Genomic DNA, 8495 nt, shown 5'->3' with positions numbered 1-8495 from the left:
AAACGTTCTTTACGCTCTTCTGAGATTTCTTGAGCTACTTTTGGACTGTATTTTCCTGTCTTTGTTTTGTTTCTTGACAGCTCTCGACTGACGGTAGAGGGATTACACTCTGCATAAAGAGCAATATCTTTTTGTTTGATTCCGCTTGCTTTTAAAGCAGAAATTACCGACCTTTGCACCAAATTTAAATGCTTATATTCTTTCATTGTCATTTACAAAGAAAAGCATTTATTTTGAAAGAGAAAAGACTTTTATAGTTTTTTCTCTTTTTTTATTTTTCAGAGGGTTGCCCCTTAGAGGCAAAACCCTCTGAAAAATAAAAGTTTTACTAAAAATTACTACTTAAAATTGCAATTATTAGTGGAACTTACAGAAAATCTTTCATTAATAGAAAAAAATGTGATAAATAAGAAAACTTTTCATATCAGTTGAGCCAACCGTTGAGTAAGGGCTTTACGGCTGTATTGTTCTACTTCTTTGGGATTGGTTTTAAGTGTTTTATGTTGGAATTGATGATAAAACTCTACTATTTTGGCTTTCATCTGAGAGGCATCGGTATATCCCACAAAAGTACCTGTTTGTGTTTCAGTGAGAATAGGTGTAACATCCCAGTTATAAGGTCCTATGGCGAGAATAGGTCGCTCCGAAATCATATATTCAAACAGTTTACCCGGAATAATACCTTGTGTTTCTTCGGAATCTATTTCGATGAGCAACAATACTTGCGATTGCTTTTGCAAACCAATAGCTTCTTGATGGCTAATATAACCTTTATTAATATAATAAGGTGTAAGTCCGTTATGGCGAATATCTTCTTCGATTTCTTCACTTACTTTGCCTGCAAAACAAAGTGTGAAATCTTCGGCAAAATGAGGTTCTTCGCGTATTAATTCGGCTAATATTTTCCACAGCATTTTGGGGTTTCTATCTGATAATAAGGAACCTATGTGCGAAATAAGGAATTTATTGGATAGGGGAGAGGTGGTTGTTTTTTCCTCATCATAACCATTGGTAATTACCTCAATAGGAGTATTGGTAAGCTGCCGAAAGTCTTTTTGCGTCTTGAAACTTGTTGTAATCACCAAGTCTGATTGTTGTAACACTTCTTTTTCCCAATAATGCTGACGTTTATCTGCCCATTTGGTAAGGCGTAAATCTTTGTAATAACCAATAGTTGTCCACGGGTCGCGGAAATCGCTAATCCATTTGAGGTGAGGAATTTGTTTCCTTAACTCATAACCTATAAGGTGTACGCTGTGGGGAGGCGAAGTGGTGATGATAGTTTCTATCTGGTTTTCTTTTATAAACTTATTCAGATACTTTATAGAAGGTTTGACCCAGAATTTACGAGCATCGGGAATGAAGAAATTACCACGTATCCAAAGTAATACTTTATCTAAAATAGAAACTTTTTTACGCGGAATGATACCCGAACTAATTTTTTGGGTTTTCTTTTTAGAGAATAACGAAGCCCAAGCATAAGGTTCCCATATAGGATGTTTGATAATTTGTATATCGGTAGGCAAATCGTTTCCTATTTCATTGTCAGTGATAGGATAAGTTGGGTTTTCAGGAATATATACAATAGGTTCTATATTAAAATCTCGTAAATATTTTACGAATTTTAACCAACGTTGTACACCAGGTCCGCCAGCAGGCGCCCAATAATAAGTGATGATAAGTGCCTTTCTCATATCTTTTTCCTTATCTGTTATTTGACATAATATACATTATAACCATTTTACAATAGGTGTTTTTTCTATGAAATAACACCGCTACCCACTAATTCATCTCCGCTGTACCAGGCAGCAAATTGCCCCTCAGTAATAGCACTTTGAGGTTCTGAAAAATGAATATACAAACCGTTTTCGACTTTATATAAAACCGCTTTCTGTAATGGCTGACGATAGCGTATACGTACCATAAACTCTTTAGATTCATATACTTTTAATGCCAAATCTTCGCGAATCCAATGTTCATCAGGGGTTGCGATAAACAAAGCACTGCGGAACAATCCGCGATGTGTGTGTCCTTGTCCTGTATAGATGATATTCTTCTCGATATCAGTTTCTATGATGAACAAGGGTTCTTTGGTTCCTCCTACATTTAAGCCTTTGCGTTGCCCTTTGGTGAAATAATGAGCTCCTTGATGGACACCTACTTTTTTACCGTCTTCGGGACGATAAACAAAACGTTGTGACAAATATTTTAATTCGTCTTCATAATTTTCAAAAAGGCGTAGCATATCAAAGTCAGTATATCCTTTCCAATCATTGGGGATTTCAATAATATCGCCTTGTTTGGGTTGTAGTTTTTGTTGTAGGAACTCGGGCAAACGCACTTTTCCTACAAAGCAAAGTCCCTGAGAATCTTTTTTATCAGCGGTTATCAAATCTTGAGCTTTGGCAATGGCTCTCACTTCCGATTTCTGCAATTCTCCAATAGGGAAAAGTACTTTACTGAGTTGGTCTTGTGAAAGCTGACATAGGAAATACGATTGGTCTTTATTTTTATCTTTCCCCGATAGCAATCGATAGATTTTTTCACCATTTATCTCTATTTCTTCTTTGCGACAATAGTGTCCTGTTGCTACGTAATCGGCGCCTAAACTAAGGGCAAGCTTCATAAAAACATCAAACTTGATTTCGCGATTACATAACACATCGGGATTGGGTGTTCTACCATGTTCGTATTCATTGAACATATAATCGACAATACGGGCTTTGTAGGGCTCACTCATATCCACTGTCTGAAATGGAATGCCGAGCTTTTCGGCTACTAAAAGCGCATCGTTACTATCTTCTAACCAAGGACATTCATCGGAAATAGTAACTGAATCATCGTGCCAATTTTTCATAAAAAGACCTATTACCTCATAGCCTTGTTCTTTTAACAAATAGGCAGCTACGCTACTATCTACTCCCCCACTAAGTCCTACTACTACTCTTTTCATTTTATCCTTTCTTTATGTTCTTCTTCCTATAAAAATATAATACTGAAAGCATTACCAATATCAAAAGCAATAATGGATACACAAATACTTTTATTTGCCAACTGCTGGCACTTTCGGCTACTTTTTCCTTATCTAAGAAAGCCAATTGTACTTTCTTATTACGCAAACTCAAAAACTCAGTATCGTCTAAGAGGTAATTTAAAGCATTCTGCAAGAAAGCTTTATTGTCATAATATTTGCTTGTCCATTTATCAAAACCGAGTTCTAAGGGAATATTATTTTTGCTATCTATATCGTTTTTGATAATATCGCCATCGGCTACTACAAGCATTTTAGTAGGTTTGCTTCTTTCGGCTTTTTCTTTGAGGTTTATGGGACGAATACGGTCTTTATAAACTGAGTTAAACTCACCTTCTAAAAGCACTGCCAATGGAATGTTTCCGTGTTTGTAGGCTTCTTTATTCTGGTTATTGGGGTCGATACGCAAGTTGATTTCACGTGGAGTGCCATCCGCTTTTGAGAAAGGCGAACTAGCGAGAAGAACTGTTTTCTTCACACCGTTTTTCAGTGTATCGATGCTATTGGCAAACTGAAACCTCACTGCGTCTAAATGATTGTTGATAAGGTGATTATTACCCGAAAGCACCAGCGGATTATATACCCAAGGGATAGGCATATAACGGGTTTGAGAACCATCACCAGTAGCTACTATGATTTCAGAAAAATACAAATCGTTTACTAAGGTGTAATTGATACGGAAACCATATTGGAAAAACATATCAGTAAGGTTTAGATTGACGGGCATTGCCATTGTCATTCCACCTGTTTTGTACATATCTTCTAAGGAAACCGCAACATTGTCAATCAGCCATAGAGCACGACCACCATTCATTATATACTGGTCTACTACCTGCTTTTGGGCATCAGTAAAAGGCTCGGTAGGCTTAGGCACGAGTAGTAAATCGAATTTTTCGAGGTCGTGTAGAGTCTTCTCGGGGTTGGTTGCCACTGAATCAAGCGTGAAAGGTGCTATAAAGTAGTATTCGCGTGCTGTTTTGAGGAAGTCGGCCATATAGATATCTTCCAGCGCACCGTTACTTCTGAGCACTGCAATTTTCTTCTTTTTATCTAAGGTAAACTTATAGAGTGCATCAGTAAAATTGTATTCTAACTTCTGTACTGAGTTCTGTACCTGCTCTTGGTCGGTAGAGCCGAGTTTGTTCACAAAGAGACGAACGCGCTCACTCTTCTTACCATCGCTAATGACTGCCCAAGGGAAAATATACTCAATAGAAGATTTCCCCGCTTCATTTTGAGTGATTTGCAAGGGCTGATAGCCATTATTTATCAGTTCTTGAATCACACTTTCGGGACGCTCCTCCCCTTCTAATGGGTTTACGAAATTGACGATAATGTTGTTATTGGCAGCTGCATACTCGTCTAATAACTGAATCGTTTCAGTCTGTAACTTCTTAAATTCGGTAGGGATATTGCCTTTGAGTAATACATCAATCACGATAGGATTCTGTATTTTAGCAAGCGTTTTCTTGCTCACCTCAGAGAGCGTATAACGTTTGTCTTGTGTGAGGTCTATCCGCGTATGCCATTGCTTGGCAATATAATTGACTGCAAGGAGGCACACCAAGGCTATAAGCACCTTGATAACAGTGTTTTGAAAGAGTCTTTTCATTGTTTGTAGGCTTTGAGTGATAAGGTAGTGAGATATATGAAAAATGAGATAACAGAGAGGAAATACACGATATTTCGGGTGTCGAGCACTCCCCTACTAATAGCGTCGAAATGCGTTTGGAAGCCTACCCCACCAAAATCTTCGGGGGCTATAAAGGCAATAAGCTGGTCGATGCCAAAGAAGAAAAAGAAGCACAGAAATGCCGCTAACACAAAGGAAATGATTTGGTTACTACTTATAGACGACGCCCATAAGCCTACTGAGGCAAAGGTGGCTACCAGCAAAAACAAGGCAATGTAAGAACCCACGGTGCCTGCTATATCTAAGTTGCCTACGGGGTTGCCCAATACCCAAACCATATATACGTATAAGACTGACGGCAAGAGGATTACAAGGAGCAAGAAGAGGATACCCAAATACTTGCCGAGCACCATTTGCAGGGTGCTGACTGGCTTAGTGAACAAAAGGGCTAACATACCGCTTTTTTTCTCCTCTGAGATGCTTCTCATTGTAAGGGCAGGTACTAAAAAGACGAAAACCCAAGACGAAAGACGGAAAAAGGGCAACAAATCGGCAAAACCAGCGTTGAAAATGTTGTAATCTGTTTTAAAGACCCATAAGAACAATCCGTTAAGCACGATAAAGAGCCCAATGATAGTAAGACCAATGGGAGAAGTGAAGAAATAACGGATTTCTTTTTTGAATAGTGCGTACATTTTTATAGTTAAGAGTTAAGAAGTAAAGAGTTGTGATTACTTACCTTTATTCTTAATGATTTTTCAGCGTGCAAAAGTACGAAAATAATATGATATTACCATCATAGAGGGGCAATAAAAGTTAGTAACGATTATTATATTTTCAAGAGTATTGGTTTTTATTGCGAAAAATGCAAAGCAAATTTTATTCTCTTTACCCTTTATAACGTTGTAAAAGTAAAAAATACTATATGTGACATATTTTTTCTATTCACCTTCCCTTCTCCCCTACTCTTCTAAATGCCGTTTTTAAACACGTAGGATTAAGTTTATCAAATAAGGAAATTACATATTTACAAGAAAAGTCAAGCTTTGTCAAAGCTTACATTTTGAAAGTACATAGGCTTACCGTTAGTAGCTTTATAAAAGAACATTTATGAGTGTGACAATATTTTTTTATCAAAAATTTTTGTGATTTAGAAAAATGTCGTATATTTGTAAACTGAATGTAATAACAGAAAAACTCAACACTAAAACAGGAGAATGTTTAATATGAAAATGACAAAAGATGATTTACACAATGCCCTGAAACACTACTTTGGGTTTGAAGCGTTTAAAGGGCATCAAGAAGAAATTATTACCAGCGTAATTAATAAAGAGAACACCTTTGTTATTATGCCTACAGGTGGTGGTAAATCATTGTGTTACCAATTACCTGCCTTAGTCTTGGAGGGAACTGCTATTGTTATCTCTCCGCTTATCGCTTTGATGAAAAACCAAGTAGATGCTATGCGCGGTATTTCGTCAACCGATAGTATTGCCCACGTTCTCAACTCTTCGCTTACTAAAAATGAAATTCGCGAGGTAATGGAAGACATCAGTGCAGGCAAGACTAAGTTGCTATACGTCGCCCCCGAGTCGCTTATCAAAGAGGAATATGCTAACTTTCTCAAAACAGTACCTATTTCTTTTGTAGCGGTAGATGAGGCGCACTGTATCTCGGAATGGGGACACGATTTCCGTCCTGAGTACCGCAATATTAGAACCATTATCGAGCGTTTGGGCAGTAATATACCTATTGTAGCGCTTACTGCTACGGCTACTCCTAAGGTACAAGAAGACATTTTGAAGAACTTAGGAATGCAGGAAGCTAATGTATTTAAGTCGTCGTTCAACCGTCCAAACTTGTATTACGAGGTACGCCCTAAAACTAAAAATGTAGATGCCGATATCATTCGTTTTGTGAAACAGAACAGTAAAAAATCTGGGATTATATACTGTCTCAGCCGTAAAAAGGTGGAAGACCTCGCACAAACCTTGCAAGTAAACGGCATTTCGGCAGTGCCTTATCACGCAGGATTAGATGCCAAAACACGCGCCAAGCACCAAGATATGTTCTTGATGGAAGAAGTAGATGTGGTAGTTGCAACTATTGCTTTTGGTATGGGTATTGACAAACCCGATGTGCGCTTTGTAATTCACCACGATATTCCTAAAAGTATAGAGAGTTACTATCAAGAAACCGGACGTGCCGGTCGCGATGGTGGTGAAGGTCATTGCTTGGCTTTCTATTCCTATAAAGATGTAGAGAAGCTGGAAAAATTTATGATAGGTAAACCTATAGCTGAGCAAGAAATAGGACAAGCACTCTTGCAAGATATTGTAGCCTATGCCGAAACGTCTAGTTCGCGCCGTAAATTTATCTTACATTACTTTGGTGAAGAGTTTGACGAAGTGAATGGTGAAGGTGCTAATATGGACGATAATGTACGTTTCCCTAAAGAAAAGAAAGAAGCCAAAGACGATGTGGTGAAATTACTAAACGTAATTATTGCTACCAAACAGAAATTTAAAGCTAAAGAGATTGTAAATACGCTTATTGGAAAAGTGAGTGCTATTATCAAAGCACACCGTATTGACGAACAAGAGTTCTTTGGTATTGGGAAGGAAAAAGACGATGCTTACTGGATGGCACTCCTCCGTCAGGTAATGGTAAACGGACTCATACGTAAAGATATAGAAACTTATGGGGTGATGTTTATCACCGACAAAGGAAAAGAGTTTTTAAAAGATGTACCTTCATTTATGATGACTGAAGACCACAGTTATGAAGAAGAACCCGAAGATATCAACAGTGCTAATGCCGTAGCAGCCGACCCTGTACTTCTTGAAATGCTCAAAGATTTGCGTAAGAAAGTAGCCAAACAAAAAGGAGTACCTCCGTTTGTGGTATTCCAAGACCCTTCGCTAGAAGATATGGCTCTCAAATACCCTATTACTATTCAGGAGCTTACTAATGTACACGGTATAGGGGAAGGCAAGGCTAAGAAATATGGTAGTGAGTTTGTAAAGCTCATTGAGCGTTACGTAGAAGAGAATGACATTGTGCGCGCTGAGGATTTAATAGTAAAAACTACCGGGTCTAACTCAGCTTTGAAATTGTTTATCATTCAGAATATAGACCGCAAATTACCATTGCCTGACATAGCCCAAGCTAAAGGATTGGAAATGGATGAGTTCCTCAAAGAAATGGAGCAAATCGTATACAGCGGTACCAAGCTAAATATCGATTATTGGGTGAATGAAATCTTTGATGAAGAGCAACAAGAAGAGCTTCACGAATACTTTATGGAAGCTGAAAGTGATAAAATATCGTTAGCCTCTAAAGAGTTTGCTGGTGATTACGAAGACGACGAACTGAGAATCTACCGATTGAAATTTATCAGCGAAGTAGCAAATTAATATGAGAAGTTTTACATTTAACCTATATAAAATAAGTAAGTTAGATTAAATAAAGTGTCTGAGAGTTAGCTATAATTTCTCAGACACTTTTTTTTAGTGAAAACGGTGTGAGCCACACAAGCAGGTGTGAGCCGCACAAGCAGTCGTAGCACGACAGGCAGATAATGAAAAGACGAACAAAAGACGAACAAAAGACGAACAAAAGACGAACAAAAGACGAACAAAAGACGAACAAAAGACGAACAAAAGACGAACAAAAGACGAACAAAAGACGAACAAAAGACGAACAAAAGACGAACAAAAGACGAACAAAAGACGAACAAAAGACGAACAAAAGACGAACAAAAGACGAACAAAAGACGAACAAAAGACGAACAAAAGACGAACAAAAGACGAACAAAAGACGAACAAAAGA

At 37.9% G+C, this 8495-nt stretch carries 7 protein-coding genes; 2 read left to right on the top strand and 5 right to left on the bottom strand.

The window, feature by feature from the left end:
- From HMPREF1320_RS04395 to gldF, 5 genes are all read right to left on the bottom strand, one after another.
- Nucleotides 1-206 (bottom strand): helix-turn-helix domain-containing protein (locus tag HMPREF1320_RS04395; RefSeq protein WP_009417551.1); only part of this gene is annotated, 206 nt, incomplete at its 3' end.
- Between the two features lie 213 nt (nucleotides 207-419).
- Nucleotides 420-1694, bottom strand: coding sequence for a glycosyltransferase (locus tag HMPREF1320_RS04390; protein WP_009417552.1), 1275 nt, complete (start codon nucleotides 1692-1694; stop codon nucleotides 420-422).
- Between the two features lie 65 nt (nucleotides 1695-1759).
- Nucleotides 1760-2953, bottom strand: a complete 1194-nt coding sequence (gene mnmA / locus HMPREF1320_RS04385) for a tRNA 2-thiouridine(34) synthase MnmA (RefSeq protein WP_009417555.1) — start codon at nucleotides 2951-2953, stop codon at nucleotides 1760-1762.
- Nucleotide 2954: 1 nt separating this feature from the next.
- The gene (gldG, locus tag HMPREF1320_RS04380; protein WP_009417550.1) at nucleotides 2955-4643 is read right to left on the bottom strand and encodes a gliding motility-associated ABC transporter substrate-binding protein GldG; all 1689 of its coding nucleotides are present in this window, start codon (nucleotides 4641-4643) and stop codon (nucleotides 2955-2957) included.
- Nucleotides 4640-5359, bottom strand: a complete 720-nt coding sequence (gldF, locus tag HMPREF1320_RS04375) for a gliding motility-associated ABC transporter permease subunit GldF (RefSeq protein WP_009417553.1) — start codon at nucleotides 5357-5359, stop codon at nucleotides 4640-4642. Before gldF ends, gldG begins: the two co-directional genes overlap by 4 nt.
- A gap of 531 nt (nucleotides 5360-5890) precedes the next feature.
- On the opposite strand from gldF, the gene recQ reads away from it, so the two are divergent.
- Nucleotides 5891-8080, top strand: a complete 2190-nt coding sequence (recQ, locus tag HMPREF1320_RS04370) for a DNA helicase RecQ (protein ID WP_034554129.1) — start codon at nucleotides 5891-5893, stop codon at nucleotides 8078-8080.
- 164 nt (nucleotides 8081-8244) lie between these two features.
- The coding region (locus HMPREF1320_RS11650; RefSeq protein ID WP_034554125.1) for a hypothetical protein at nucleotides 8245-8495 on the top strand (251 nt) is incomplete at its 3' end.

Origin of the sequence: Capnocytophaga sp. oral taxon 335 str. F0486, assembly GCF_000277665.1 — a bacterium.
GTDB lineage: Bacteria > Bacteroidota > Bacteroidia > Flavobacteriales > Flavobacteriaceae > Capnocytophaga > Capnocytophaga ochracea.
Note: the sequence above shows the minus strand (reverse complement) of the source record. Positions and strands in the feature narration are given on the sequence as shown.

Excerpts from the sequence above, each read along its gene's own strand:
- mnmA (WP_009417555.1), bottom strand. The coding sequence starts at position 2,953 with ATGAAAAGAGTAGTAGTAGGACTTAGTGGGGGAGTAGATAGTAGCGTA.
- HMPREF1320_RS04390 (WP_009417552.1), bottom strand. The coding sequence starts at position 1,694 with ATGAGAAAGGCACTTATCATCACTTATTATTGGGCGCCTGCTGGCGGA.
- gldG (WP_009417550.1), bottom strand. The coding sequence starts at position 4,643 with ATGAAAAGACTCTTTCAAAACACTGTTATCAAGGTGCTTATAGCCTTG.
- gldF (WP_009417553.1), bottom strand. The coding sequence starts at position 5,359 with ATGTACGCACTATTCAAAAAAGAAATCCGTTATTTCTTCACTTCTCCC.
- recQ (WP_034554129.1), top strand. The coding sequence starts at position 5,891 with ATGAAAATGACAAAAGATGATTTACACAATGCCCTGAAACACTACTTT.